The following is a 24,401-nucleotide window of genomic DNA, read 5'->3' on the forward strand; positions in this document are numbered from 1 at the left end:
GCATCGCTGCGGGCCTTTCTTTGTCAGGCGCGCAGCATCTGGCGGCCCAGGATGTGATCGGCGGCCTTTTCGCCGGTCATGATCGACGGGCCGTTCAGGTTGCCGTTGGTGATGCGCGGAAAGATCGAGCTGTCTGCGACGCGCAAGCCCTCGACCCCGATCACACGCAGTTCGGGGTCCACGACCGCGTCGGGATCGCTGGCCGCACCCATGCGGGCGGTGCCGCAGGGATGATAGGCCGATTCCGCATGTTCGCGGATGAACGCGTCGATCTGTTCATCGGTCTGCACGGCATCGCCCGGCTGGATCTCGTCGCCGCGATATTCCTTGAACGCGGGGGCGTCAAAGATGCGGCGCGTATGGCGGACGCATGCCCGGAACTCCTCCCAATCCTCGGGTTGGGACATGTAGTTGAAACGGATCTCGGGCGCCACGGACGGGTCACCCGATGCCAGCCGGATCGTGCCGCGCGATTTCGATCGCATCGGCCCCACATGGGCCTGGAACCCGTGACCCTTGGCCGCCGATTTCCCGTCATAACGGACCGCCAGCGGCAGGAAGTGATACTGGATGTCGGGATAGTCCTTGGCATCCGACGACCGGATGAAACCGCAGCTTTCGAACTGGTTCGATGCGCCAAGGCCGGTCTTCTGCAGCAGCCATTCGACACCCACGCGGCCTTTGCCCAGCAGGTTGTAATAGGTATACAGCGTCACCGGCTTCAGCGACTTGTACTGCATGTAGATCTCAAGATGGTCCTGCAGGTTGCCCCCGACGCCGGGACGATCCGCAAGCGGCGTGATGCCATGCTGGCGCAGGTGATCCGCAGGCCCGATGCCCGACAGCATCAGCAGCTTGGGCGTGTTGATGGTGCTGGCCGAGATGATGATCTCGCGGTTCGCCAGAACGGCCTCGACCTTGCCGTTGCGTTCGATTTCAACGCCATAGGCGCGTTTACCTTGAAACAGGATGCGGTTCGCCAGACCGCGCACGACGGTCAGCAGGCCGGTCTTTTTCGCGGGACGCAGATAGGCATTGGCGGCGGACCAGCGGCGGCCCTTCCAGATGGTGGCCTCCATCGGGCCGAAACCCTCCTGCTGGGTGCCGTTGTAGTCGTCCGTGCGTGGCCATCCTGCCTGGTGACCCGCCTCGATGAAGGTGTTGAACAACGGGTTCTTGCGCTTGCCACGGGTGATGTGCAGCGGGCCGCTGGTGCCGCGCACCGGCGACGTGCCGCCGTGCCAGGTCTCCATCCGCTTGAAATACGGCAGGACGCCCGCATAGTCCCAGCCCTCGGCGCCGCTGTCGGCCCAATGCTGGAAATCCTTGGGGTTGCCGCGCACGAAGACCATGCCGTTGATCGACGACGATCCGCCGATGACCTTACCGCGCGGGGTCGCCAGTTTGCGCCCGCCCAGATGCGGTTCCGGTTGGCTGGCAAAGCCCCAGTCATAGCGGCTCATGTTCATCGGATAGGACAGCGCGCCCGGCATCTGGATGAAGGGGCCGACATCGCTGCCGCCGAACTCGATCAGTGTGACGGTGCGTCCCGCCTCGGTCAGGCGATAGGCCAGGGCACAGCCGGCGCTGCCCGCGCCGATGATGACGTAGTCCGCGTCTTTGGCGGCTTTCGGAAGATCAGTAGGGTGCATCGACGCCTCCCATGCCCACATAGACGGATTTCAGCTGGCTATAATGCTCGATCGCGGCGGCGGAATTCTCGCGGCCCAGACCGGACAGCTTGACGCCGCCAAAGGGCATCTCGACCGGCGTCAGGTTGTAGGTGTTGATCCAGCAGGTGCCGGCCTCCAGCGCGGCGACCACGCGATGGGCACGAGACAGGTCCTGGGTAAAGACCCCCGCGGCCAGGCCAAAGCCGGTGCCGTTGGCACGGGCGATCACCTCGTCCTCGTCGGCAAAGCTGAGGGCGGTCAGGACGGGCCCGAAGATCTCGTCCGTCGCGATGGTCATGTCGTCGGTGGCATCGGCAAAGACCGTGGGCGGGATGAACGGCCCCTGGCCCTCTCCGCCGCAGACCAGCCGGGCACCGGCGTCACGCCCGGCGCGGATGGCGGCGCGGATCTTGTCGGCTTGGGCCGCATTGATGATCGGACCGTGATTGGTGTCCGGGTCCAGCGGATCGCCCATGCGGACGGCCTTCACACGCTCCGCCAAACGGGCCAGGAAGTCCTCCTTGATACCCTCCTGCAGGAAGACGCGCGTCCCGTTGGAGCAGATCTGCCCCGAGCTGTAGAAGTTCGCCAGGATCGCGGCACTGACCGCGTCCTCAAGGTTCGCGTCATCGAAGACGATCAGGGGCGACTTGCCACCCAGCTCCATCGTGACATGGCGCATTCCTTCGGCGGCGGCCGCATAGACGCGGCGGCCGGTGGGCACCGAACCGGTCAGGGACACCTTGGCCACGTTGGGGTCGGTGACCAGCGCGGCACCGACATCGCCCCGGCCCTGCACCACGTTGAACACGCCCGGAGGCATACCCGCCTCGATGAAGATTTCCGCCAGTTTCAGGGCCCCTAGCGGCGTTTCTTCGGACGGTTTGAAGACTATGGTGTTGCCCATGACCAAGGCCGGCGCGGCCTTCCAGCAGGCGATCTGGCTGGGATAGTTCCAGGCCCCGATGCCTGCACAGACACCCAGGGCCTCGCGGCGGGTATAGGCCCAGTCCGCCCCCAGGGGGATCATCTGGCCCGTCAGCGTCGCCGCCAGACCCGCGAAATATTCCAGTGCCGCGGCACCCGACGGCCAGTCCGCCACCAACGTCTCCTGGATCGGCTTGCCGGTGTCCAGGGTCTCAAGGCGCGCCAGTTCGTCGTTGCGCTCAAGGATGATCGCGGCGGCGCGGCCGAGGATGCGGCCCCGCTCGACGGGCGCCATCGCGGCCCATGCGGGCTGGGCGGTCTTGGCGGCGGCGCAGGCCTGGGCCACTTGGTCGGTCGACGCCTCCTTCAGCGTCGCGATGGTCTCGCCGGTCAACGCATAGCGGACGGGCAGGTCGGCACCCTGCCCTTCGACCGGCTTGCCGCCGATGAACAGGGATGCGGTGGGTTGTGCGGAAAGGCTCATGCAAGGGCCTCCTTCAGATAGGTCATGATGGTGTTCAGCGCCACATCGGCATCGGTCGGACCGGGGGTCAGGACCGCGCGCAGATAGACGCCGTCGATCAGCGCACCCAACGTCTCGGCGGTGCGCTCGGGGTGGTCGGTCAGGCCGCGCAGCGCCACGATCAGGTTCGAATGCAGCCGGCGGTGATAGACCCGCAACAGGCGCGCGGCCTCGGGAGAGTTCAGCGCAAGTGCGTAAAAATTGAGCCACGCACTGACCGTCTCGCGCTGAAAGTTCTGGGGCGCAAAGCTGGCGTGGATGATCGCATCCAACCGCCCCCGCGCACCCCGCCCCGGCAGGCGGTCATGGACCGATTGCCCATAACTGCGCAGGATATACCGCATCGCCGCCAGGAAGATCTGGTCCTTGGATCCGAAGTAATGGTGGGCCAGAGCCGGCGACATGCCGGCACGCTTGGCGATCTGTGCGACGGTGACGTCCAGCGACCCCGCGCGCCCCACCTCGAAGATCGCGGCATTGATCAGCGCTGCTTTTCGGATAGGCTCGGCCCCGAGTTTCGGCATGATTGCACCTGCGGCGGAAGATTTCTGTTGCGTTGCCGTTTCCATGTAACGTTAATTGACTGAACAATCAAGAACAGGGAGCCCATCATGACCCTTTCCCGCATCCTCGCGGTCCTTGCGATGACGCCCGCGCTGGCGCTGCCCGCCGCCGCGCAGGAACCCGACAGCTGCCGAGAGGTGGTGTTTTCCGACGTGGGCTGGTCCGACATCACCGCGACCACGGCCATCGCGTCGACGGTCCTGCAGGCCCTGGGATACGAGACCGAGACACGCATCCTCTCGGTCCCGGTGACCTATACGGCGCTGTCCACGGACGACGTGGACGTGTTCTTGGGCAACTGGATGCCCACGATGGAGGCCGACATCGCCCCCTATCGCGATGCGGGCACGGTCGACACGGTGCGCACCAATCTGACCGGTGCGAAATACACGCTGGCCACAAACAAGGCCGGTGCCGACCTGGGGATCGCCGATTTCGCAGACATCGCCGCGCAGAGCGAGGCGCTGGACGGCAAGATCTATGGCATCGAGCCGGGCAACGACGGCAACCGCCTGCTGCTTGAGATGGTGGCGATGGACAAGTTCGACCTGGGCACCTTCGAGGTCGTCGAATCCAGCGAACAGGGCATGCTGGCCCAGGTCCAGCGCGCGACCAACAGCGATCAGCCGGTGATCTTCCTGGGATGGGAGCCCCACCCCATGAACGCACAGTTCGAGATGACCTATCTGACCGGCGGGGATGAGATCTTCGGCCCCGATCTTGGCGGCGCCGAGGTTCGCACCAACACCCGCGCCGGCTATGTCGCGGAATGCCCCAACGTGGGCAAGTTCCTGACCAACCTGGAATTCACCCTGACCATGGAGAACGAGGTCATGGGCGCGATCCTGAACGACGGTCAGGATCCGATGGACGCCGCCCGCGACTGGCTGGCGGCCAACCCGGACGCGGCCACCCCCTGGCTGGTCGACGTGACCACCGCCGACGGCAACGACCCCCAGACCGCGCTGACCGAGGCGCTGGCGCAATGACCCCCCGCCCCGGCGCTGTGCCGCCGGGGCCCCCAACGTCATAGAGGGTGCAGGCATGGAACAGCTGACCGATTGGGTCACCGACACCAAGATCCCCGTGGGACGGACCGCAAAGACGGTCTTTGACTGGCTGAACGCCAATGCGGCCGGGCTGTTTGATGCGATCTCGACCGGGATGGAGGCGCTGATCGACGCCATCCTGACGGGGCTGGAGGCGCCGAACCCGTTCCTGTTCATCGCGCTGGCCGTGGCGCTGACCTGGGCGCTGCAGCGGCGGTTGGGCACCTGCCTGCTGGTGATGTTCGGGCTGCTGTTCGTGCTGAACCAGGGCTACTGGTCCGAAATGCTGCAGTCGCTGACGCTGGTGCTGTCGGCCTGCATCGTCTGCATGGCGGTGGGCGTGCCCATCGGCATCGCCTGCGCGCACCGGCCCCGGCTGTACGCCTGGATGCGCCCGGTTCTGGACTTGATGCAGACGCTGCCGACATTCGTCTATCTGATCCCGGCCATCGTGTTCTTTGGCATCGGCATGGTGCCGGGCCTGCTGGCCACCGTGATCTTCGTGCTGCCCGCGCCGATCAGGCTGACGCAACTGGGCATCGCCACGACCCCGCCTGCACTGGTCGAGGCCGCGACCGCGTTCGGCGCCACCCCCCGCCAGCTGCTGTGGAAGGTGGAACTGCCAAGCGCCCTGCCCCAGATCATGGCCGGGCTGAACCAGACCATCATGCTGTCGCTGTCGATGGTCGTCATCGCCGCGCTGGTCGGTGCATCGGGCCTGGGGGTGCCGGTCGTGCGGGCACTGAACAGTGTCAACACCGCACTGGGCTTCGAATCGGGCATGGTGATCGTCGTCGTCGCCATCCTGCTGGACCGGATGCTGCGCATGGAGGGCCGCAAATGAACGCCGTCGAATTCGACCGGGTCTGCATCGTCTTCGGCGACCACCCCGACCGCGCCCTGCCCCTGATGGACGAGGGTCTGGACCGCGGCCCCATCAAGACCGAAACCGGGCAGGTGCTGGGCGTCCACGATTGCAGCCTGTCGGTGGCCGATGGAGAGATCCTGGTCCTGATGGGCCTGTCGGGGTCGGGCAAGTCCACGCTGCTGCGGGCGGTGAACGCGTTGAACCCCGTCTGCCGTGGCGAGGTCCGCATCAAGCGCGGCGGTCAGATGGTCAGCGTGACCGCAGCCGGCAGCCGGGCGCTGCGCGACATCCGCCTGCGCGACGTAGCGATGGTGTTCCAGGCCTTCGGCCTGCTGCCATGGCGCACGGTGCGCGACAATGTCGGCCTTGGGCTGGAACTGGCGGGCATGTCGCAGGCCGAACGGCGCAGCAAGATAGAGGGCCATCTGGCGACCGTGGGCCTGTCGGAATGGGCCGACCGCAAGGTCGGAGAGCTGTCCGGCGGCATGCAGCAGCGGGTCGGCCTGGCCCGCGCCTTTGCGACCGAGGCGCCGATCCTGCTGATGGACGAACCGTTCAGTGCGCTGGACCCGCTGATCCGCGCCCGGCTGCAGGACGAACTGCTGGAGCTGCAAGCCAAGACCGGGCGGACCATCATCTTCGTCAGCCATGACCTGGACGAGGCCTTTAAGCTGGGCAACCGCATCGCGTTGATGGAGGGCGGACGCATCGTGCAGATCGGAACGGCCAGAGAGATCATCGCCAACCCGATCAGCGACTACGTCGCCGATTTCGTAGCGCACATGAACCCGCTTGGCGTGCTGACCGCCGAGGACGTCGCCGAACCCGGCACCGCCGAGGGAGAGCCCGTGCCCCGCGACATGCCGGTGCGCGCGGTCATGGGCCTCTTGGCGGATCGCACGGCCCTGCCCGTGCAGGGCGGCGGGCGTATCACGCAGGCCGCGGTCCTGGCGCGCCTGATCGACCCGCGAGGCTAGCTGTTCTGAAGGTCACGGTGGTACCGGACCAGCAGCGCCAGCCCCAGGGCGAACAGCCCCAGCCCAAGCCCGAAGACATAGGTATAGCTGACGTATTCGCCGGCATATTGCGGATAGAACGACCGCCGCATCTGTCCAATGACATGGATCAGCGGGTTCCACCACAGCCAGTCCTGATAGGGCTGGGGCACATCGTCGAACATGAAGAAGATGCACGAGAGCAGGAAGAACGGCTTCATGAAGATCGCCCACAGGGGCTGCCACCAACTGACCGCCTCGAACAGGAAGCAGTTCATGACGCCAATGGCAGCACCCGTCAGGATCATCATCGCCAGGCCGATCGCGATCAGGTCCATCTGCGGGTCGGTCCGGGTTTCCGACGTCATCATGATCGCCGTGAAGATCACCGTGGCCACCATCACCTGGGTGATCGCGTTGAAGGCGATCCGTGCCAGCAACGCGTCCATGAAGGTCACAGCCGGATAGCTGAGGAGCGCCATTGAATAGCGCACAGAGGACGCGACCTTGTTCGAGATGTCCATGTATCCCAGGAACGGCACCATCCCAGTGGCATAGAACATCGCAAAGCTTGTCCCGATCGGCGGCAGCGCGAAGGTGACCGAAAAGATCAGCGTCAGCAGCATGATCCCGCCCGCAGGTTCCGCGACCGCCCAGAAATATCCCCCCGAGGCGCGGCCGTTGCTGGTCTGGACCTCGCGCAGGATCAACGCCGTGATGGCGCGCAGGCTGGCGAAGCTGCGGTGCTTTCGCACCTCCTTGAGGACGCGCGGGCCCTGCGCGGCGGTCTTGCGCTGCGGCAGGGGGGCGGCGGGCGGGCCGTGTCGGGGCGTGGTGGACTGGGACATGCGGATCACGGATGGCGCCGGGGGCGCGTTTGCGCTGCTCACGATCCTGGCAACGGATCGGTGCTGGAACTGTTCTGCGCGCTTATGTATGACGGCGCCAGCAAGATCAACAAGGCAGGCGGGGTAAGCGCATGTCCGCCCAGGATTCCAACTCCGGTCCCCACAGGAACACGCCCCCCGGTGCCACCGCACCGCAGGAAGGCCCCCAGGGCCCCGCACAGGGCCAAGGGGCAACCCAGGGGCAGGCAGGACAGGGTCAACCGCTGCGGCCCCAAGGACCGGGCGCAGGTCAGCCCCGTCCGCAGGGCCAGCAGGGTGGCCAGATGGTCCATCGCCCCGGTCAGGGCGCAGGCCAGCAGGTGATCCGCCCCGGCCAGCACAATCCGCAGATGCAGGCCCGCATCCAGGCCGCGATGCAGCAGCCCGTTCTGCCCCCGGCCGGTCCGGCGCGCCTGCATCGGCGCCATTACGGCATGGCCATCAGCTTTGTCCTGATGGTGATCATTCCTGTCCTCCTCAGCGCCTTGTACATCTATACGCGCGCATCGGACCAGTACGCGTCCTATGTCGGCTTCTCGGTCCGCAGCGAATCCGCGCCCAGCCCGGCGGACGTTCTGGGTGGGCTGGGGTCTCTGGTGGGGGTCACGTCCAGTTCGACCAGCGACACCGACATCCTCTACAAGTTCATCCAGAGCCGTGACCTGGTCGAACGGGTCAATGCCCGCATCGACCTGCGCGAGGTCTGGTCCAAGGCGCCGGGCGATCCGATCTTCGGCTTCAACGGCGGGCCGTCGCTGGAGGACCTGGTCGAGGAATGGGAGCGGAAGGTCCGCATCCATTACGATTCCGGGATGATCGACCTGCGCATCCTGGCCTTCGACCCTGTGGACGCCCAGACCATCGCCAACGCGATCCTGGAAGAGGGCGGCATCCTGATCAACCGTCTGAACGACATCGCCCGCGAGGATGCCCTGCGCTATGCCCGCGACGAGCTGGATCGGGCGCAGGATCGCCTGCGCGAGGCCCGCCAGGAGGTGACCGAGTTCCGCAACCGCTATCAGCTGGTGGACCCGGTCGCCGACGTGCAAGGTCAGATCGGCGTCGTCACATCGCTGCAGCAACAACTGGCCGAACAGCTGGTCGGCCTGGGCCTGCTGCAGGCGAACGCGCAGCCCGAGGACCCGCGGATCGGCCAGGCCGAACTGCGCATCCAAGTCATCCGCGACCAGATCGAGGCCGAGCGCCAGAAGTTCGGGTCGACTGGCGGCGAGGAGGCCCTGTCCGACGTCGTGGGCCAGTTCGAGATCCTGACCGTCGATCGGCAGTTCGCCGAGGCCACCTATACCGCGGCCCTTGCCGGCTTCGAGACCGCGCGGGCCGAGGCCGTGCGCCAGTCGCGTTACCTGGCACCATATATCCGCCCGACGCTTGCACAGGAGGCCGAGTTCCCCGAACGCGCAAAGCTGCTGCTGATGATCGCAGGGTTCCTGACGGTGCTGTGGGTGATCGGCAGCCTGATCTTCTACAGCCTGCGCGACCGGCGATGATCTATCTGCAGAACCTCTGCAAGACTTACACGCTGAACGGCAAGCACAAGGTGGTGGCCGACGACATCACCGCGATCTTTCCGTCCGGCGTGTCGGTCGCGCTGCTGGGGCGCAACGGCGCGGGCAAGTCGTCGCTGCTGCGGATGATCTCGGGGGCCATGCTGCCGTCGTCGGGCAAGGTGCTGTCCACGGGGACGATCAGCTGGCCGGTGGGTTTTGCCGGTTCGTTCAGCGGAGAACTGACGGGAGAGCAGAACTGCCGCTTTGTCGCGCGCATCTATGGCGTGGACACCGAGGAGCTGCTGTACTTTGTCCAGGATTTCGCCGAACTGGGCGATCACTTCAAGCTGCCGATCCGCACCTATTCCTCGGGGATGCGGTCACGCCTGGCCTTCGGCCTGTCGATGGCGGTGCCCTTCGACACCTACCTGGTGGACGAGGTCTCGGCCGTGGGCGACGCGGCCTTCCGCACCAAGTCCAACCGCGTCTTCAACGAACGCATGTCGAATGCCGGGGCCATCGTGGTCGCGCATTCGATGGGAATGCTGCGCGAGACCTGCCACGCAGGGGCGGTCCTGGAACAGGGCAAGCTGACCTTCTATCCCGACCTGGAAGACGCCATCGCGGCGCATATGGTCAACATGCAGCAGGCCCAGACAGGCTGATTGCCGCCGGTTTCATGACATCCGGATGACGCAACCCCTGCGGGGGTGGCGCTTGCATGCGCGCATGGATATTGATTTGAATGAATTCAGCGCATCATTCGGCAAGGCATATCATGAAGATCATCGTTCTGGGCGGAGACGGTTTCTGCGGCTGGCCCACGGCCCTGCACCTGTCCGCCCGCGGTCACGACGTCGTGATCGTCGACAACCTCTCGCGTCGCAAGATCGATGTCGAGTTGGAGGTCGCCTCCCTGACGCCGATCCGCCCCCTGGGCGAGCGCGTCCGTGCCTGGGCCGAGGTGACCGGCAACCACATCCGGACCGAAGATCTGACCGTCGGTCAGGACTACGACCGGCTGCTGGCGCTGTTGGAGCGTGAACGGCCCGATGCGATCGTGCATTTCGCCGAACAGCGTGCGGCGCCCTATTCCATGAAATCGGCCCGCCACAAGCGCTACACCGTCAACAACAACCTGAATGCGACGCATGACGTGCTGGCCGCGATCGTCGAATCGGGTCAGGACATCCATCTGGTGCACCTGGGCACGATGGGCGTCTATGGCTATGGCACCGCCGGCATGAAGATCCCAGAGGGCTATCTGGACGTGACAGTGCAGACCGCGCAGGGACCCCATGACCAGCAGATCCTGTACCCGGCCAATCCGGGCAGCATCTATCACATGACCAAGACCCAGGATGCGCTGTTCTTCTTCTACTACAACAAGAACGACGGCCTGAGGATCACCGACCTGCATCAGGGCATCGTCTGGGGCACGCAGACGGCCGAAACGCAGATGGACGAACGGTTGATCAATCGCTTCGATTACGATGGCGACTATGGGACGGTGCTGAACCGGTTCCTGATGCAGGCGGCCATCGGCTATCCGATGACCGTGCACGGAACGGGCGGCCAGACGCGCGCCTTCATCCACATTCAGGACACCTGCCGCTGCATCGAACTGGCCATTGCAAACCCGCCCAAACGCGGCGACCGGGTGCAGATCCTGAACCAGATGACCGAGACGCACCGCGTCCGCGACCTGGCGCAGATGATCTCGGACCGCACGGGGACCGAGGTCGCGTTCCAGAAGAATCCTCGCAACGAGGCTGACGAGAACGACCTGCATGTCGTCAACGACAGCTTTCTGGGGTTGGGCCTGCAGCCGATTACCCTGGCCGAGGGTCTGCTGTCAGAGGTCCGTGACATCGCCCGCAAATACTCCGACCGCTGCGACCGCGACAAGATCCCCTGCGTGTCTCAGTGGCGCGCGGCGCAGGCGGCAGAATAGGCGACAGGGGGCGGACGGTCCGCCCCCTGTCCCCGATCAGGCCAGAAACGCCTTGAGTTCGTCCAGCAGCCGCTCGCCATGCGTGGCGGCCAGTCCGTGCGGGGCGTTGTCGTATTCGATCAGTTTTGCGCTCGGGACCATCTTGGCCATCCGGTGCGCGGTGGCGGCGATGGGCACGATCTTGTCTGCCGTGCCATGCACGATCAGCGTGGGCAGGTTGATCTGCGCCACGTCCGCGGTGAAATCGGTCATCCCGAACGCTGTCACGCATTCGATCGTGGCGCGCGGGCTGGCCATCATCGCCATGCCCTGCGTCCAGTCCAGAACGGCCTGACTGACGCCGCCCAGAAGGCCTTGGCCATAGAACTGCTTGGCGAAATCCTGCAGGAAGGCCGGACGGTCCTTGCGCAGCCCGTCGCGCATCCCCTCGAACAGGTCGGCCGGGGCACCGTCGGGATTGGCGTCGGATTTCAGCAGCCCCGGCGCGACAGACGAGATGAACCCCAACCGGCTGGCCCCCTTTGCGCCGTGGCGCGAGACATAGCGGGCGACCTCTCCGCCGCCCATGGAAAATCCGATGATGGCCGCGTCGGTCAGTTCCAACTCGTCGATCACCGCGGCCAGATCGTCCGACAGCGTGTCGTAATCATAGCCGTTCCAAGGCTGTTCGGACCGGCCGAATCCGCGGCGGTCATAGCTGACGACGCGATAGCCCGCCTCGGCCAGGCCCAGGGCCTGCGTCTCCCAGCTGTCTGCGGTCAGCGGCCAGCCATGGATCAGGACGACCGGGCGGCCCTGCCCCCAGTCCTTGACGTAAAGCTGCGTGCCATCATTCGCGGAAATCATCGGCATGGTGCGTTCCTTGGTTGCTGTTTCGCCCAGGGAACGCGTCGGGGCCGCGGCAGGTTCGCCCGGCCCCGATCACTGTTCTGTCGGTGCTACGGCACCCGCACCCAGGTCTGGCTGCTGCACAGCAGGCCACCGGCGATGCAGCCCGACAGGCTCATCCGGTCGCCCGCGACCGAGGCCTTGCCGGCATAGATCTTGTCGTTGGACGGCCGCCAGACGCGACCCGCGTAGTTGCCACCGCCCTGGGGTGCCATGTCGATAACGATCTGGCGGCCCAGGTTGGGCGACTGGTATTCGGCCGTGTCGCGATAGGTCCGGGTGATCGTGCCGCAGAATGCGCCGCCGCAGGGCGAGACGGTGACATGGGCGAACGCGCCCTCGTCGGGCTGGGTCTGCCAGACCCCTTCGATCGGGTCGGCGCTGGCCGCCCCTGCAGCCAGCGCGAACGTGGCGGCCAGAATGATGTGACGCATGGGTCCCTCCTCCTCAGGGTGCGACCAGATTGCGCGGGCCGCCCCCGTCCGGGCAAGCATGACGTCAGGTCCCTTGCCGTTCCCGCCCGCCCCGTGGCAAAGGGGGCGCAACCCTTGAGACCGGAGCGTGCCGCCATGATCCTCTATCCCGCCATCGACCTGAAGGACGGCAACTGCGTGCGCCTGCTGCGCGGCGACATGGAGGCCGCGACCGTCTTCGGCACCGATCCCGCGGCCCAGGCCCGTGCGTTCCAGGATGCGGGTGCCGAATGGCTGCACCTGGTCGACCTGAACGGCGCCTTCGAGGGCAAGCCCGTGAATGCCGCGGCGGTCGAGGCGATCCTGGCGGCTACCGACATTCCGACCCAGCTGGGCGGCGGCATCCGTGACATGGCGACGATCGAATCCTGGCTGGAGCGCGGCCTGACCCGCGTGATCCTGGGCACCGTCGCGGTCGAGAATCCCGACCTGGTGCGCGAGGCCGCCGACGCGTTTCCCGGCCGCATCGCGGTCGGTATCGACGCCCGCGCAGGCAAGGTCGCGACGCGTGGCTGGGCCACGGAAACCGACGTGAACGCCACCGACCTGGCCCGCCGGTTCCAGGACGTGGGCGTCGCCGCGATTATCTATACCGACATCGACCGCGACGGCGCGATGGGCGGCCCCAACATCCACGCGACCGAGGCGCTGGCCCGCGCCGTCACCATTCCTGTGATCGCATCCGGCGGGGTCTCGTCGCTGGCCGACCTGAAGGCGCTTGACGACACCAAGGTGATCGCGGGCGCGATCTCGGGGCGCGCGCTTTACGACGGCGCGCTGGACCTGCGCCAGGCGCTGGCCGCGCTGGCCTGACACGGGCGGGCGCGGACCACTGGTCCCGCCGCCGCCGCTGCGCTAGAACCCAGGGCTTACCAGCCCCAGCCAAAGGCCCCGACGATGCTCAAGACCCGGATCATTCCCTGCCTGGACGTCGCCGACGGACGCGTGGTCAAGGGCGTGAACTTCGTCGACCTGGTCGATGCCGGCGACCCGGTCGAAGCCGCACGCGCCTATGACGCCGCCGGCGCGGACGAGATCTGCTTTCTGGACATTCATGCCACCCATGAAAATCGCGGCACCATGTTCGATCTGGTGACCCGGACGGCGGAACAATGCTTTGTCCCGCTGACCGTGGGCGGTGGCGTGCGCACGCACAACGACGTACGGGCGCTGCTGCTGGCTGGGGCCGACAAGGTCAGCTTCAACTCCGCGGCCGTGGCCGACCCGGATGTGGTGGCCGCTGCCGCCGACCGGTTCGGCAGCCAGTGCATCGTCGTGGCGATCGACGCAAAGACCGTGGAAGACGGCCGGTGGGAGATCTTCACCCATGGCGGCCGCAAGCCCACCGGTATCGACGCGGTGGAGTTCGCGCGACTGGTCGAAGCCAAGGGCGCGGGAGAGATCCTGCTGACCTCGATGGACCGGGACGGGACGCGGTCGGGGTTCAACCTGCCGCTGACGCGGGCCATCGCCGATGCGGTGAACGTTCCGGTCATCGCATCCGGCGGCGTCGGCACGCTGGACCACCTGGTCGAGGGCGTGACCGAAGGTCATGCCAGCGCCGTTCTGGCCGCCAGCATCTTCCATTTCGGTATGCATACCATCGCCGAGGCCAAGGCCCACATGGCCGCCGCCGGCATTCCCATGAGGCTGACATGACTGCCCTGCACCGCCTGGCCGCGACCGTCCAGGACCGCAAGACCGCCGACCCCGACAGCAGCTGGACCGCCAGACTGCTGGCCAAGGGCCCCGAGAAATGCGCCGAGAAGTTCGGCGAGGAGGCCGTCGAGGCGATCATCGAGGCGGTCAAGGGCGACCGCGCCCGCCTGACCGCCGAGGCCGCCGACGTGATGTTCCACCTGCTGGTCATGCTGGCCGCGCGCGACATCACGCTGGAGGACGTCGAGGCGGAGCTGACGCGGCGCGAAGGCACCTCTGGCTTGGCAGAAAAGGCCGCGCGCCCCGGCGCCTGAGCGCGCAAAGCGCGACGGGACCCTTCCCCTCGGGCAGGCACAGGGGCTATAAGCCCTGCAATCGCCGCGCGTGGACGCGGCCCGACCAGAACACGTCAGAGGATGGCATGAGCAACGATTCCCACCACGACAAGCATCACGAGGGCGACGTGGCCTTCATCCGCTCGCTGGCCGAGCTGCTGAACTCCAGCGAGCTGAACGAGATCCAGGTCAAGCGCGAATACGGCGAGCATGACCGCCTGACGGTCAGCCTGACCAAGCAGGGCAAGCAGGTCGTCTATGCCCAGAGCCCCGCGGCGCCCTCCGCCCCGGCACCGCAGGCATCCGCCCCGGCGCCCGCCGCGGCCACTGCGCCCGCCTCTGCCGCGGCCAGCGCCGATCCGGCCAGCCTGCCCGGCGCCGTGACATCGCCCATGGTGGGTACCGCCTATCTGTCGGCTGAACCCGGCGCCGCGGCCTTCGTCACCGTCGGTCAGACCGTGGCCGAGGGCGACACGCTGATGATCGTCGAGGCCATGAAGACGATGAACCACATTCCCGCGCCCCGCGCGGGCACGGTGCGCCGCATCCTGGTCGATGACGGCAACCCGGTCGAATTCGGCACCCCCCTGATGATCGTCGAGTAAGCCCATGTTCGACAAGATCCTCATCGCCAACCGGGGCGAGATCGCGCTGCGCGTGATCCGCGCCTGCCGCGAGATGGGCATCGCATCGGTCGCGGTCCATTCGACCGCCGACGCCGACGCGATGCATGTCCGCATGGCAGACGAATCGGTCTGCATCGGTCCGCCGTCCTCGGCGCAATCCTATCTGTCGATGCCAGCCCTGATTTCGGCCTGCGAGATCACGGGCGCGCAGGCGATCCACCCGGGCTACGGCTTCCTGTCCGAGAATGCGGGTTTCGTGCAGATGCTGGAAGATCACGGCATCACCTTCATCGGTCCGCGTGCCGAACACATCCGCATCATGGGCGACAAGATCACCGCCAAGGACACGATGAAGGCGCTTGGCGTGCCCTGCGTGCCCGGCAGCGACGGTGGCGTGAACGACGTGGAACAGGCCAAGGCGGTCGCGGCCCAGATCGGCTATCCGGTCATCATCAAGGCCACGGCAGGCGGCGGCGGTCGCGGCATGAAGGTCGCCGAGAACGAGGCGGGCCTTGAGGTCGCCTTCCGCACCGCGCGGTCCGAGGCCAAGGCAGCCTTCGGCAACCCCGACGTCTATCTGGAGAAATACCTCCAGCGCCCGCGCCACATCGAGATCCAGGTCTTCGGCGACGGCAAGGGCCGCGCCGTGCATCTGGGCGAACGCGACTGCTCGCTGCAGCGCCGCCACCAGAAGGTGCTGGAGGAGGCCCCCGGCCCCGCCATCACCGCCGAACAGCGCGCCCGGATCGGAAAGGTCTGCGCCGATGCCGTCGCAAAGATCGGCTATTCCGGCGCCGGCACGATCGAATTCCTGTTCGAGGACGGAGAGTTCTACTTCATCGAGATGAACACCCGCCTGCAGGTGGAACATCCGGTGACCGAGGCGATCTTCGGGGTCGATCTGGTGCGCCAGCAGATCCGCGTCGCCGCCGGCCTGCCGATGGAGTTCCACCAGGAGGACCTGGTGATCAACGGCCATTCGATCGAGGTGCGGATCAACGCCGAGAAGGTGCCCAGCTTCTCTCCCTGCCCCGGCAAGATCACCCAGTATCACGCCCCTGGCGGTCTGGGCGTGCGGATGGATTCGGCGCTGTATCAGGGCTATTCGATCCCGCCCTATTACGACAGCCTGATCGGCAAGCTGATCGTTCACGGTCGGGACCGGGACGAGGCGCTGGCCCGTCTGTCGCGCGCCTTGGGCGAACTGATCGTGGACGGGGTCGACACGACAGTGCCGCTGTTCCGTGATCTGCTGGCGGAACCGGACATCCAGTCGGGGAACTATTCGATCCACTGGCTGGAACGCTGGCTGGCCCGGCATTACGCGTAAGGGCCCGATGCTGACGCCTGCGCAGCTGCTGACCGGTTATGCGCGCGGCGTCTTTCCGATGGCCGAAAGCGCGGATGACGACCGCCTGTACTGGTTCGACCCCCCGATGCGGGGGGTCCTGCCGGTGGGGGGCGTCCATGTCGCGCGCTCTTTGCGGCGAGACCTGCGGCGTGGTGGATGGTCCGCGCATCTGGACGGCGATTTCGCAACCGTGGTCGCCGCCTGTGCCGACCGCGAAACGACGTGGATCAACGCTCCGCTGGCCGACCTGTACCAGGCGCTGCACGGCGCGGGCCACGCGCACGCCATCGAGATCCGCCATGACGGGGCCTTCGCGGGCGGTCTGTTCGGCGTGACCCTTGGGGGGGCGTTTTTCGGCGAATCCATGGTTTCGGCCCGCGAGAACGGATCGCGGATGGCGCTGTGGTGGCTGTCGACGCACCTGAAGCGATGCGGCTTCACCTTGTTCGACACGCAGTTCCTGACGCCGCATCTCGCCCGGATGGGTGGGATCGAAATTCCGCGCAAGACCTATCACACTCGGCTGACCGCGGCCCTCCGCCGCAAGGCCGACATCCGTGCGGCGCCACTGCCCTCAGCCGAGATGCTGGCCGCTCAGCCCTGACAGGACATGACCCAGACATCGTAGCGCGCGTCATCCAGCGCCGACAGCGCGGGCGAGCTGGCGATCATCCAGCCGCTGAAGACCGTCGCGTTCTGCCGCAGGTCGGTGATGGTCAGCTGCGCGAAGGCGTCAGAGCTGGGATCGCCTGCAGGATAGCGGCATTCGCCCAGCCTGATCTCCAACCGCCCGTAACGGACGGCCTGACCGATCTGAAGCGGCAGGTCCGTCGTCCGCCCCGACACCTTGTCCAGACCCCGCAGCATCGCGCCCTGTGCGCGCACGGTGTCCTGCGCGGCCAAGGGTGTTGCCATCAGCATCAGGCAAAGCGCGGCGCGAATCATGGCACAGCCTCATCGGCCGATTGGCTGTCGACGAATTTCAGCATCAGCTGCAGTAAACTGACCGCGCCCTGCACATCCTCGATCTCGTCCCCTGGGGCAAGATTGTCCATCGCTCCGCCAGGCTGCAGCTGGATGTACGCGCCGCCCAACAGGCCGTCGGACTGGATAAGTGCCGCGCTGTCCGTGGGCAGCGCAATGTCGTCTGGGATCGTCAGGACCGCATCGGCCAGATAGGTCTGCGGGTTCAACCGAACCTCACTGACGCGGCCGATACGAACACCGGCCAAACGGACCTCTGTCCCGACCGCGACCCCGTCGACATCCGGAAAAGATGCGATCAGCGGATAACCCGATCCGCCGCCCCATTGGCCCTGCGCCGCCCAAGCAAGAAAGCCCGCGGCGACCGCAAGGACGATGCCACCGGCGATCAGTTCGGCCCGCGCCTCGGTCCCATGGGCGATGTCGGTCGACATCCTATTCCGGGCGCCACGCGTCATAATCGCTGCGCACCGCGGGTGCCGCGCGATACAGCGACCCGGCCGGCACATAGGCGCCAGGCGTGCCGGTCAGGTTGGCCTGGTGCGGCTGTTCCCACGCCTTGCGCGGGACGGCCAGTTCGGTCGGCGCCTCGTTCCAGGTGTGGTGCAGCCAGCCGTGCCATTCGGGCGAAATCTGACTGGCCTCGGATTCGGATTTATAGATGACCCAACGGCGCTTGCCGTCCTTGGTCTTGTAGAAGATGTTTCCGGCCGCATCCTCACCAACCTTGACGCCGTTGCGCCAGGTCCAGAACTGAGTGTTCAGCGTCTGGCTGTTCCACCAGGTCAGAAAGCGCAGCAGGAACGACATCGGCAGGACCCTCAACGATCAGTTTTGCCCTTGGGATATGCCCCAGTTTCCGCGCAAGGTCCAGCCTTGCGCGGATGCCCCGATTACCCGGCCGAGGCGGTTTCCTTCTTGGGATCGACATGGATCAGCAGGGGCTTGGCGGTGGGGTTGTCTACGGCCTCGTCGTTGACCACGACCTCCTGAACGCTGTCCAGTCCGGGCAGTTCGAACATGGTGTCCAGCAGGATCTCCTCCATGATCGACCGCAGGCCGCGGGCACCGGTCTTGCGCTTGATCGCGCGCTTGGCGATGGCGGTCAACGCGTCGTCGGTGAAGGTCAGCTGGACGCCCTCCAGGTCGAACAGGCGCTGGTACTGCTTGACCAGGGCGTTCTTCGGCTTGGTCAGGATGATGATCAGCGCCTCTTCGTCCAGGTCGGTCAGGGTCGCGATGACCGGCAGACGGCCGACGAATTCCGGGATCAGGCCGAACTTCAGCAGATCCTCGGGCTCCAGTTCCTTGAACAGCTCGCCGACGCCCTGATCACCCGTTTCCTTGACCGAGGCGCCAAAGCCCATCGCCGTGCCCTTGTTGCGCTGTGCGATGATGCGGTCCAGACCGGCAAAGGCGCCGCCGCAGATGAACAGGATGTTGGTCGTGTCGACCTGCAGGAACTCCTGCTGGGGATGCTTGCGCCCGCCCTGCGGGGGAACCGAGGCGACCGTACCCTCCATGATCTTCAGCAAGGCCTGCTGCACGCCCTCGCCGGACACGTCACGAGTGATGGACGGGTTGTCCGACTTGCGGGTGATCTTGTCGACCTCGTCGATATAGACGATGCCGCGCTGTGCCCGTTCGACGTTGTATTCGGACGACTGCAGCAGCTTCAGGATGATGTTCTCGACATCCTCGCCGACATAGCCCGCCTCGGTCAGCGTGGTCGCGTCCGCCATCGTGAAGGGCACGTCCAGAATGCGCGCCAAGGTCTGCGCCAGCAGCGTCTTGCCGCAGCCGGTCGGCCCGATCAGCAGGATGTTCGACTTGGCCAGCTCGATGTCGGTCTTGGAGCCGTGGTTCAGACGCTTGTAATGGTTGTGCACGGCCACGGACAGCACGCGCTTGGCATGCTCCTGCCCGATGACGTAATCATCCAGCACACCGCAAATCTCCCGCGGGGTGGGCACGCCGTCGCCGGACTTCAGACCGCTGGTCTTGGTCTCTTCGCGGATGATGTCCATGCACAGTTCGACGCATTCGTCGCAGATGAACACGGTCGGTCCCGCAATCAGCTTGCGGACCTCGTGCTGGCTCTTGCCGCAGAAGCTGCAATAGAGCGTGTTCTTGCTGTCGCTGCCGGACTGGTTCGCCATCGTCCATTTCCTTGACTGCCGTCCCGCAAGGACGCGGGGCGGGCGACGGCGGGATCGGGTTTCCGCGCGCCGCATCTTCGGGTTTCCGCGGCGGATCGGCCGCCGCGGGTCATTCACGCTATGTTACGGGCCAGTCCGGCCCGTCACAATCCCCATCAAAGCTATTTCTTCTCCGGGACGGCCTTGCCGCGCGGAGCCACTACCTCGTCGATCAGGCCCCAGTCCTTCGCCTCGTCCGCGGTCATGAAGCGGTCGCGCTCCAGCGCTTCCTCCACCTCGGTCAGGGATTTGCCGGTGTGATGGACATAGATCTCGTTCAGGCGACGCTTCAGCTTTTCGGTTTCGCGCGCGTGGATCAGGATGTCGGTGGCCTGGCCCTGGTATCCGCCCGACGGCTGGTGGACCATCACGCGGCTGTTCGGCAGCGAATAGCGCAGCCCCGGCTCTCCGGCCGCCAGAAGCAGCGAGCCCATGCTCGCCGCCTGCCCCACCACCAGCGTCGAGACGCGCGGCTTGATGTACTGCATGGTGTCATAGATCGACAGACCCGAGGTCACGACACCGCCGGGACTGTTGATATACATGCTGATATCCTTGGACGGGTTCTCCGCCTCGAGGAACAGCAACTGCGCGCAGATCAGCGTCGACATCCCGTCATGGACGGGACCCGAGACGAAGATGATGCGCTCCTTCAGCAGACGCGAGAAGATGTCATAGGCCCGTTCCCCGCGCGAGGTCTGTTCGACCACCATCGGCACCAGGGTGTTCATGTAGAATTCTGCCGGATCGCTCATCTTCTGTCCTTGCCTGTTCGCCCCTGTCCCCGCGATTCGACCGGGCACTTGTCCCTGTCTTACCCGCGAAGTGTTGACAGAGTCTTAGTAACGGGCAAGGACAGCCGCAAGGGATGGAACGCAAATCGCCCCCGGCGGGCGGGCAGGAGGCAGCCGTGAAGCTGATCGTGGGGCTGGGCAATCCCGGCGCGAAATATGCGGCCAATCGTCACAACATCGGGTTTCTGGCCTTGGACCGGATCGCCGCGGACCACGATTTCACCCCGTGGCGCGCCCGGTTTCAGGGCATGGCCGCCGATGGCCGCCTTGGCGACATGCGCGTCACGCTGCTGAAACCGCAGACCTTCATGAACCTGTCCGGCCAGTCCGTCGGAGAGGCCGCGCGCTATCTGAAGCTGACGCCCGCCGACGTCATCGTGCTGCATGACGAACTGGACCTGGCGCCCGGCAAGTGCCGCGTTAAGCAGGGCGGCGGGCATGCGGGCCATAACGGTCTTCGCTCGATCCACCAGCATATCGGCACGGAGTACGGACGGGTGCGGCTTGGCATCGGGCATCCGGGGCACAAGGACAAGGTCGCGTCCTATGTGCTGTCCGACTTTGCCAAGGCAGAGCAGGATTGGCTGGACGACCTGTTGCGTGGCATCTCGGACGGCGCCCCGGCGCTGGCGGCCGGCGATGGCGGCCGGTTCCAGAACGCGGTGGCGAACCGCACCGCCCCGGCACGCAACAGCGGGACCGAGGCCCCGGCCCCGGCCCCGAAACCCGCACGACCGCCCGCGCCGAAACCGGACCCCGCGCTCCAGCCCGTCACCCTGACCGACCGCCTGCGCGCGCTGAGCGACCGGTTCAAGTGACGGTCGCCGCGGCCTTTGCCCATCAGGCCCGCGCCTGTGCCGCGCTTGGCTCACCGCTGACGGCACAGCTGTGCCGGACCCTGCCCCAGGTTCTGGCCGACGGACCCGTCGCTGACCGCGTGCTGGGCTGGACGGGCGATCCGTCCACCGCGGCGGATTCGCTGCCCCTGCGCCTGTGCGGGGCGCTGCATGCGCTGGTGTTGACCGGGCAGGCCCCTGACCTTGCACGCGCCTATGACGGCGGCGTTGTGGACCCGGCCCTGCTGCGCCGCGTGCTGGACGATCATGCGGAAACCATCCTGTCATGGCTGGACAGCCCCCCGCAGACGAACGAGGTCGCCCGGTCCGCGGCCCTGATCGCCGCGGCACGGTTCCTCAGTGCGCTGTCACCCCTGCCGCTGCGGCTGCTGGAGCTGGGGGCGTCGGCCGGATTGAACCTGAATTTCGACCGCTATCACCTGGGTACGGGGGAAACCGGCGTGGTGCTGACACCCGAATGGCGGGGCGCGATGCCGCAGGGGTCGGTAACGGTTGCCAGCCGTCGCGGGGTCGACCTGAACCCGCTGGACCCGGATCGCGACGGGCTGCGACTGATGGCCTATTGCTGGGCCGATCAGCATGACCGCATGGCGCGCCTGCGGGCGGCGCTGGACCTGGCCCGGCGGGACCCGCCGCAGGTCGACCGTGGCGATGCGGGTGCTTGGCTGGCCGACCGGTTGGCCAAGCCGGTGCCGGACCGGCTGACGCTGGTCTATCACACCGTCGCGGCCCAGTATTTTCCGCCCGCGACGGCGCAGGCCTGCACTGACGCACTGTCCCAAGCAGGCCGGACCGCGACCCCGTCGGCCCCCGTGGCCCATCTGCGGATGGAGGCCGATGGTGGCGAGGGCGCGGCGCTGGACCTGACGCTGTGGGACGGCACCCGGCGCGACTGGTCGCTTGGCCGCGCGGATTTTCACGGGCGCTGGATCGACTGGCAGCCGAAACAGTTGTGACTTTCCCCGGCGCCCGGCTGCGCCTAGGCTGGGCGCAAAGGAGACCCCATGGACGCTTCGATCAACGTGCTGGGCGGCGTCTTGCAGCCCTGTTCGACCAAGCCGATGACCGGATTTTTTCGCAACGGCTGCTGCGACACCGGGCCCGAGGACCAGGGCAGTCACACGGTCTGCGTGATCCTGACCGACGAATTCCTGGCGATGTCGCGCTATCTGGGCAATGACCTGACGACCCCGCGGCCGGAATACGGCTTTGCGGGGCTGAAGGCCGGTCAGCGCTGGTGCCTGTGCGCCAGCCGCTTTCTGCAGGCGGCGCAGGAATTCGCCGCGCCGACCGTGGTGCTGGAATCCACGCACAAACGCGCGCTGGAGATCGTGCCGCTGGAGTTGTTGAAGCGCCATGCCGGGACCGATGCGGACTAGGACGGCGATCCTGATCGCGGCGCTGGCCGCGACACCCGCCGCGGCCTTCGGCCCCGACCTTGCACCCATCATCCGCGCCGAAGACCGCATCCGGCTGGAACACGTCGATACGGTGGCCGGACGCACGCTGAGGGGCGCCCTTGCGCAGGGAACGCCGGACGATCTGGCCGTGCTGATGCAGGGTCTGGCAGGCCGCCCCCTGCCCGCCGATCAGGCCGCGGCCCTGCTGCCCGGCGACTGGTCGTGCCGGATGCTGAAGCTGGGCGGCGGGTTGCCTCTGGTCGTCTATCAGCCGTTCCGCTGTCGCATCGACACCGACGGCGGGTTCGTGAAACTGACCGGCTCACAGCGGATGCAGGGCATGATCGGCGATCTGGACGGGGCACAGGCCTATCTGGGCACAGGCTACATCGCCGGCGATACCGCCCCGCCCTATGCCAACCTGCCCGACAGCATCGACCCCGCGGCCACGCCGCAGCGCGTCCCCGAGGTCGGCATGGTCGAGGTCGTCAGCCCGACGCAGGCGCGCATCCTGATGCCCCTGCCGATGCTGGAAGCGGACCTGAACATCCTGCTGCTGAAGCGCTGATCAGGTCTTCAGGTCCTGGCCCAGATGCTTGGCGACGGTGAAGATGTCCTTGTCGCCGCGGCCGCACATGTTCATCACGATGATGTGGTCGGCGGGCAGGTCCGGCGCGATCTTGATGACATGCGCCAGCGCATGGCTGGGCTCCAGCGCGGGAATGATGCCTTCCAGCGCGCAGCACAGCTGGAACGCGCGAAGCGCCTCGTCGTCCGTGATGCTGACATATTCGGCGCGGCCGATATCCTTCAGCCAGGCGTGTTCCGGCCCGATGCCCGGATAGTCCAAGCCCGCGCTGATCGAATGACCCTCCAGGATCTGGCCGTCATCGTCCTGCAGCAGATAGGTGCGGTTCCCGTGCAGGACGCCGGCGCGGCCGCCCGACAGGCTGGCGCAATGCTCCATCCGGTCGTCCACGCCCTTGCCCCCGGCCTCGACGCCGATGATGCGCACGTCCTTGTCGTTCAGGAACGGATAGAACAGGCCCATCGCGTTCGACCCGCCGCCGATGGCCGCGATGATCGTGTCGGGGAAGCGCCCCTCGCGCGGCATGATCTGCTCGCGGACCTCCTTGCCGATGATCGACTGGAAATCGCGCACCATCGCCGGATAGGGGTGTGGCCCTGCGACCGTGCCGATGCAATAGAACGTGTCCCGCACGTTGGTCACCCAATCGCGCAGCGCGTCGTTCATCGCGTCCTTCAGCGTGCCGCGCCCCGACGTGACAGGGATCACCTCGGCCCCCAGCAGGCGCATGCGGAAGACGTTGGGTGACTGGCGTTCCACGTCATGCGCGCCCATGTAGACCACGCATTTCAGGCCGAACCGCGCGCAGACGGTGGCCGTCGCGACCCCGTGCTGGCCCGCGCCGGTTTCCGCGATGATGCGCGTCTTGCCCATGCGGATCGCCAGCAGAATCTGGCCCAGCACGTTGTTGATCTTGTGCGCGCCGGTGTGGTTCAGCTCGTCGCGCTTCATGTAGATCTTGGCGCCGCCCAGGTGCTGGGTCATGCGTTCCGCGAAATAGAGCGGGCTGGGCCGGCCGACGTAATGCGTCCACAGGTCGTCCATCTGCGCCCAGAAGGACGGGTCGGTCTTGGCGCGTTCGTATTCCGCCTCCAGGTCCAGGATCAGCGGCATCAGCGTCTCGGACACGAAGCGGCCGCCATAGATGCCAAAGCGCCCCTGATCGTCGGGGCCGGAGGTAAAGCTGTTCAGCAGATCGTCGGCCATGGGATGCGCCTTTGGGTTATTTGCGTGTCTGGGCAACCGGAATGCCCCTTGCCCCCGTTCTAGCCGCCATCGCGCGCAGGGTGAAGCCCGTGC

Annotated in this window: 28 protein-coding genes; 16 read left to right on the forward strand and 12 right to left on the reverse strand. The window is 66.4% G+C overall.

Going from position 1 to position 24,401, the window contains the following annotated elements; translation table 11 throughout:
• Nucleotides 1-23: 23 nt before the first annotated feature.
• From betA to betI, 3 genes are read right to left on the reverse strand one after another with little or no spacing between them, the layout of a single operon-like run.
• Entirely contained in the window at nt 24-1,652 is a 1,629-nt protein-coding gene (betA, locus tag TW83_RS02795; RefSeq protein WP_045981339.1) for a choline dehydrogenase, read from the reverse strand.
• Complete coding sequence (betB, locus tag TW83_RS02800; RefSeq protein ID WP_045981247.1) at nt 1,639-3,084, reverse strand: betaine-aldehyde dehydrogenase; 1,446 nt, start codon at nt 3,082-3,084, stop codon at nt 1,639-1,641. Before betB ends, betA begins: the two co-directional genes overlap by 14 nt.
• The gene (gene betI / locus TW83_RS02805) at nt 3,081-3,647 is read right to left on the reverse strand and encodes a transcriptional regulator BetI (RefSeq protein ID WP_045981248.1); all 567 of its coding nucleotides are present in this window, start codon (nt 3,645-3,647) and stop codon (nt 3,081-3,083) included. The genes betB and betI overlap by 4 nt, the downstream gene beginning before the upstream one ends.
• Nucleotides 3,648-3,734: 87 nt before the next feature.
• Here betI and choX point away from each other — a divergent pair, with 87 nt between their 5' ends.
• Genes choX through choV form a run of 3 tightly spaced genes read left to right on the forward strand, consistent with a single transcriptional unit; the run spans nt 3,735 to nt 6,581 of the window.
• Nucleotides 3,735-4,676 (forward strand): choline ABC transporter substrate-binding protein, encoded by a 942-nt coding sequence (gene choX, locus TW83_RS02810; RefSeq protein WP_045981249.1) that lies wholly within the window; start codon nt 3,735-3,737, stop codon nt 4,674-4,676.
• 55 nt (nt 4,677-4,731) lie between these two features.
• Entirely contained in the window at nt 4,732-5,580 is an 849-nt protein-coding gene (gene choW, locus TW83_RS02815; RefSeq protein ID WP_045981250.1) for a choline ABC transporter permease subunit, read from the forward strand.
• The gene (gene choV, locus TW83_RS02820) at nt 5,577-6,581 is read left to right on the forward strand and encodes a choline ABC transporter ATP-binding protein (protein WP_045981251.1); all 1,005 of its coding nucleotides are present in this window, start codon (nt 5,577-5,579) and stop codon (nt 6,579-6,581) included. The genes choW and choV overlap by 4 nt, the downstream gene beginning before the upstream one ends.
• On the opposite strand, the gene TW83_RS02825 is transcribed toward choV, so the two are convergent.
• Nucleotides 6,578-7,447, reverse strand: a complete 870-nt coding sequence (locus tag TW83_RS02825; protein ID WP_157020380.1) for an ABC transporter permease — start codon at nt 7,445-7,447, stop codon at nt 6,578-6,580. The two genes, choV and TW83_RS02825, sit on opposite strands and share 4 nt — an antisense overlap.
• A 323-nt stretch (nt 7,448-7,770) precedes the next feature.
• Here TW83_RS02825 and TW83_RS02835 point away from each other — a divergent pair, with 323 nt between their 5' ends.
• The 3 genes from TW83_RS02835 to TW83_RS02845 all read left to right on the forward strand — a co-directional run bounded on the left by TW83_RS02835 (nt 7,771) and on the right by TW83_RS02845 (nt 10,948).
• Nucleotides 7,771-8,994, forward strand: coding sequence for a sugar transporter (locus TW83_RS02835; protein ID WP_239441270.1), 1,224 nt, complete (start codon nt 7,771-7,773; stop codon nt 8,992-8,994).
• Nucleotides 8,991-9,659: an ABC transporter ATP-binding protein gene (locus TW83_RS02840; protein ID WP_045981253.1), complete on the forward strand. Its 669-nt coding sequence runs from the start codon at nt 8,991-8,993 to the stop codon at nt 9,657-9,659. The genes TW83_RS02835 and TW83_RS02840 overlap by 4 nt, the downstream gene beginning before the upstream one ends.
• Before the next feature lie 113 nt (nt 9,660-9,772).
• Entirely contained in the window at nt 9,773-10,948 is a 1,176-nt protein-coding gene (locus tag TW83_RS02845) for an NAD-dependent epimerase/dehydratase family protein (RefSeq protein ID WP_045981254.1), read from the forward strand.
• A 36-nt stretch (nt 10,949-10,984) separates the two neighbouring features.
• Here the strand turns inward: TW83_RS02845 and TW83_RS02850 are convergent, their stop codons facing one another.
• Nucleotides 10,985-11,800 (reverse strand): alpha/beta hydrolase, encoded by an 816-nt coding sequence (locus TW83_RS02850; protein ID WP_045981255.1) that lies wholly within the window; start codon nt 11,798-11,800, stop codon nt 10,985-10,987.
• 86 nt (nt 11,801-11,886) lie between these two features.
• A complete protein-coding gene (locus TW83_RS02855) occupies nt 11,887-12,270 on the reverse strand; it encodes a DUF2147 domain-containing protein (RefSeq protein ID WP_045981256.1) in 384 nt (127 codons plus the stop codon).
• A gap of 135 nt (nt 12,271-12,405) precedes the next feature.
• On the opposite strand from TW83_RS02855, the gene hisA reads away from it, so the two are divergent.
• The 6 genes from hisA to aat all read left to right on the forward strand — a co-directional run bounded on the left by hisA (nt 12,406) and on the right by aat (nt 16,884).
• Nucleotides 12,406-13,122 (forward strand): 1-(5-phosphoribosyl)-5-[(5-phosphoribosylamino)methylideneamino]imidazole-4-carboxamide isomerase, encoded by a 717-nt coding sequence (hisA, locus tag TW83_RS02860; protein WP_045981257.1) that lies wholly within the window; start codon nt 12,406-12,408, stop codon nt 13,120-13,122.
• 84 nt (nt 13,123-13,206) lie between these two features.
• A complete protein-coding gene (hisF, locus tag TW83_RS02865; RefSeq protein ID WP_045981258.1) occupies nt 13,207-13,968 on the forward strand; it encodes an imidazole glycerol phosphate synthase subunit HisF in 762 nt (253 codons plus the stop codon).
• Nucleotides 13,965-14,282, forward strand: a complete 318-nt coding sequence (locus tag TW83_RS02870) for a phosphoribosyl-ATP diphosphatase (RefSeq protein ID WP_045981259.1) — start codon at nt 13,965-13,967, stop codon at nt 14,280-14,282. The genes hisF and TW83_RS02870 overlap by 4 nt, the downstream gene beginning before the upstream one ends.
• A 107-nt stretch (nt 14,283-14,389) precedes the next feature.
• Nucleotides 14,390-14,908 (forward strand): acetyl-CoA carboxylase biotin carboxyl carrier protein, encoded by a 519-nt coding sequence (accB, locus tag TW83_RS02875; protein ID WP_045981260.1) that lies wholly within the window; start codon nt 14,390-14,392, stop codon nt 14,906-14,908.
• Nucleotides 14,909-14,912: 4 nt separating this feature from the next.
• Nucleotides 14,913-16,259, forward strand: a complete 1,347-nt coding sequence (gene accC / locus TW83_RS02880; RefSeq protein WP_045981261.1) for an acetyl-CoA carboxylase biotin carboxylase subunit — start codon at nt 14,913-14,915, stop codon at nt 16,257-16,259.
• 7 nt (nt 16,260-16,266) lie between these two features.
• Entirely contained in the window at nt 16,267-16,884 is a 618-nt protein-coding gene (aat, locus tag TW83_RS02885; protein WP_045981262.1) for a leucyl/phenylalanyl-tRNA--protein transferase, read from the forward strand.
• Here aat and TW83_RS02890 read toward each other — a convergent pair.
• From TW83_RS02890 to TW83_RS02910, 5 genes are all read right to left on the reverse strand, one after another.
• Nucleotides 16,875-17,225, reverse strand: a complete 351-nt coding sequence (locus TW83_RS02890) for a DUF2155 domain-containing protein (protein ID WP_045981263.1) — start codon at nt 17,223-17,225, stop codon at nt 16,875-16,877. The genes aat and TW83_RS02890 overlap by 10 nt on opposite strands.
• Nucleotides 17,222-17,698 (reverse strand): outer membrane lipid asymmetry maintenance protein MlaD, encoded by a 477-nt coding sequence (locus tag TW83_RS02895; RefSeq protein ID WP_045981264.1) that lies wholly within the window; start codon nt 17,696-17,698, stop codon nt 17,222-17,224. The genes TW83_RS02890 and TW83_RS02895 overlap by 4 nt, the downstream gene beginning before the upstream one ends.
• 1 nt (nt 17,699) lies before the next feature.
• Nucleotides 17,700-18,074, reverse strand: coding sequence for an NADH:ubiquinone oxidoreductase subunit NDUFA12 (locus TW83_RS02900; protein ID WP_045981265.1), 375 nt, complete (start codon nt 18,072-18,074; stop codon nt 17,700-17,702).
• 83 nt (nt 18,075-18,157) lie between these two features.
• Entirely contained in the window at nt 18,158-19,423 is a 1,266-nt protein-coding gene (gene clpX / locus TW83_RS02905) for an ATP-dependent Clp protease ATP-binding subunit ClpX (protein WP_045981266.1), read from the reverse strand.
• Between the two features lie 161 nt (nt 19,424-19,584).
• Entirely contained in the window at nt 19,585-20,217 is a 633-nt protein-coding gene (locus TW83_RS02910) for an ATP-dependent Clp protease proteolytic subunit (protein WP_045981267.1), read from the reverse strand.
• A 155-nt stretch (nt 20,218-20,372) separates the two neighbouring features.
• Between TW83_RS02910 and pth the strand changes: the two genes are divergently transcribed.
• From pth to TW83_RS02930, 4 genes are read left to right on the forward strand one after another with little or no spacing between them, the layout of a single operon-like run.
• Nucleotides 20,373-21,074: an aminoacyl-tRNA hydrolase gene (gene pth, locus TW83_RS02915; protein WP_045981342.1), complete on the forward strand. Its 702-nt coding sequence runs from the start codon at nt 20,373-20,375 to the stop codon at nt 21,072-21,074.
• Nucleotides 21,071-22,069: a DUF2332 domain-containing protein gene (locus TW83_RS02920; RefSeq protein WP_045981268.1), complete on the forward strand. Its 999-nt coding sequence runs from the start codon at nt 21,071-21,073 to the stop codon at nt 22,067-22,069. Before pth ends, TW83_RS02920 begins: the two co-directional genes overlap by 4 nt.
• A gap of 48 nt (nt 22,070-22,117) precedes the next feature.
• A complete protein-coding gene (locus TW83_RS02925; protein ID WP_045981269.1) occupies nt 22,118-22,492 on the forward strand; it encodes a DUF2237 domain-containing protein in 375 nt (124 codons plus the stop codon).
• Nucleotides 22,482-23,081 (forward strand): DUF4893 domain-containing protein, encoded by a 600-nt coding sequence (locus TW83_RS02930; RefSeq protein WP_045981270.1) that lies wholly within the window; start codon nt 22,482-22,484, stop codon nt 23,079-23,081. Before TW83_RS02925 ends, TW83_RS02930 begins: the two co-directional genes overlap by 11 nt.
• Here TW83_RS02930 and trpB read toward each other — a convergent pair whose 3' ends face one another.
• Nucleotides 23,082-24,308, reverse strand: coding sequence for a tryptophan synthase subunit beta (gene trpB / locus TW83_RS02935; protein WP_045981271.1), 1,227 nt, complete (start codon nt 24,306-24,308; stop codon nt 23,082-23,084). It lies immediately after the preceding gene.
• Nucleotides 24,309-24,401 lie beyond the last annotated feature (93 nt).

The sequence above is a fragment of the Paracoccus sp. S4493 genome, from assembly GCF_000967735.1.
In the GTDB taxonomy this organism is placed as follows: Bacteria; Pseudomonadota; Alphaproteobacteria; order Rhodobacterales; family Rhodobacteraceae; genus Paracoccus; species Paracoccus marcusii.

What these genes read in the sequence shown, in the direction of transcription:
- choW (WP_045981250.1), top strand. Translation starts at nt 4,732, where the DNA reads ATGGAACAGCTGACCGATTGGGTCACCGACACCAAGATCCCCGTGGGA.
- TW83_RS02840 (WP_045981253.1), top strand. Translation starts at nt 8,991, where the DNA reads ATGATCTATCTGCAGAACCTCTGCAAGACTTACACGCTGAACGGCAAG.
- hisA (WP_045981257.1), top strand. Translation starts at nt 12,406, where the DNA reads ATGATCCTCTATCCCGCCATCGACCTGAAGGACGGCAACTGCGTGCGC.
- TW83_RS02930 (WP_045981270.1), top strand. Translation starts at nt 22,482, where the DNA reads ATGCGGACTAGGACGGCGATCCTGATCGCGGCGCTGGCCGCGACACCC.
- TW83_RS02925 (WP_045981269.1), top strand. Translation starts at nt 22,118, where the DNA reads ATGGACGCTTCGATCAACGTGCTGGGCGGCGTCTTGCAGCCCTGTTCG.
- TW83_RS02825 (WP_157020380.1), bottom strand. Translation starts at nt 7,447, where the DNA reads ATGTCCCAGTCCACCACGCCCCGACACGGCCCGCCCGCCGCCCCCCTG.
- betB (WP_045981247.1), bottom strand. Translation starts at nt 3,084, where the DNA reads ATGAGCCTTTCCGCACAACCCACCGCATCCCTGTTCATCGGCGGCAAG.
- choX (WP_045981249.1), top strand. Translation starts at nt 3,735, where the DNA reads ATGACCCTTTCCCGCATCCTCGCGGTCCTTGCGATGACGCCCGCGCTG.
- clpX (WP_045981266.1), bottom strand. Translation starts at nt 19,423, where the DNA reads ATGGCGAACCAGTCCGGCAGCGACAGCAAGAACACGCTCTATTGCAGC.
- TW83_RS02910 (WP_045981267.1), bottom strand. Translation starts at nt 20,217, where the DNA reads ATGAGCGATCCGGCAGAATTCTACATGAACACCCTGGTGCCGATGGTG.
- TW83_RS02890 (WP_045981263.1), bottom strand. Translation starts at nt 17,225, where the DNA reads ATGATTCGCGCCGCGCTTTGCCTGATGCTGATGGCAACACCCTTGGCC.
- accB (WP_045981260.1), top strand. Translation starts at nt 14,390, where the DNA reads ATGAGCAACGATTCCCACCACGACAAGCATCACGAGGGCGACGTGGCC.
- aat (WP_045981262.1), top strand. Translation starts at nt 16,267, where the DNA reads ATGCTGACGCCTGCGCAGCTGCTGACCGGTTATGCGCGCGGCGTCTTT.
- TW83_RS02835 (WP_239441270.1), top strand. Translation starts at nt 7,771, where the DNA reads ATGGTCCATCGCCCCGGTCAGGGCGCAGGCCAGCAGGTGATCCGCCCC.
- choV (WP_045981251.1), top strand. Translation starts at nt 5,577, where the DNA reads ATGAACGCCGTCGAATTCGACCGGGTCTGCATCGTCTTCGGCGACCAC.
- TW83_RS02850 (WP_045981255.1), bottom strand. Translation starts at nt 11,800, where the DNA reads ATGCCGATGATTTCCGCGAATGATGGCACGCAGCTTTACGTCAAGGAC.
- TW83_RS02895 (WP_045981264.1), bottom strand. Translation starts at nt 17,698, where the DNA reads ATGTCGACCGACATCGCCCATGGGACCGAGGCGCGGGCCGAACTGATC.
- trpB (WP_045981271.1), bottom strand. Translation starts at nt 24,308, where the DNA reads ATGGCCGACGATCTGCTGAACAGCTTTACCTCCGGCCCCGACGATCAG.
- betI (WP_045981248.1), bottom strand. Translation starts at nt 3,647, where the DNA reads ATGCCGAAACTCGGGGCCGAGCCTATCCGAAAAGCAGCGCTGATCAAT.
- TW83_RS02845 (WP_045981254.1), top strand. Translation starts at nt 9,773, where the DNA reads ATGAAGATCATCGTTCTGGGCGGAGACGGTTTCTGCGGCTGGCCCACG.
- betA (WP_045981339.1), bottom strand. Translation starts at nt 1,652, where the DNA reads ATGCACCCTACTGATCTTCCGAAAGCCGCCAAAGACGCGGACTACGTC.
- hisF (WP_045981258.1), top strand. Translation starts at nt 13,207, where the DNA reads ATGCTCAAGACCCGGATCATTCCCTGCCTGGACGTCGCCGACGGACGC.
- TW83_RS02870 (WP_045981259.1), top strand. Translation starts at nt 13,965, where the DNA reads ATGACTGCCCTGCACCGCCTGGCCGCGACCGTCCAGGACCGCAAGACC.
- accC (WP_045981261.1), top strand. Translation starts at nt 14,913, where the DNA reads ATGTTCGACAAGATCCTCATCGCCAACCGGGGCGAGATCGCGCTGCGC.
- TW83_RS02900 (WP_045981265.1), bottom strand. Translation starts at nt 18,074, where the DNA reads ATGTCGTTCCTGCTGCGCTTTCTGACCTGGTGGAACAGCCAGACGCTG.
- TW83_RS02855 (WP_045981256.1), bottom strand. Translation starts at nt 12,270, where the DNA reads ATGCGTCACATCATTCTGGCCGCCACGTTCGCGCTGGCTGCAGGGGCG.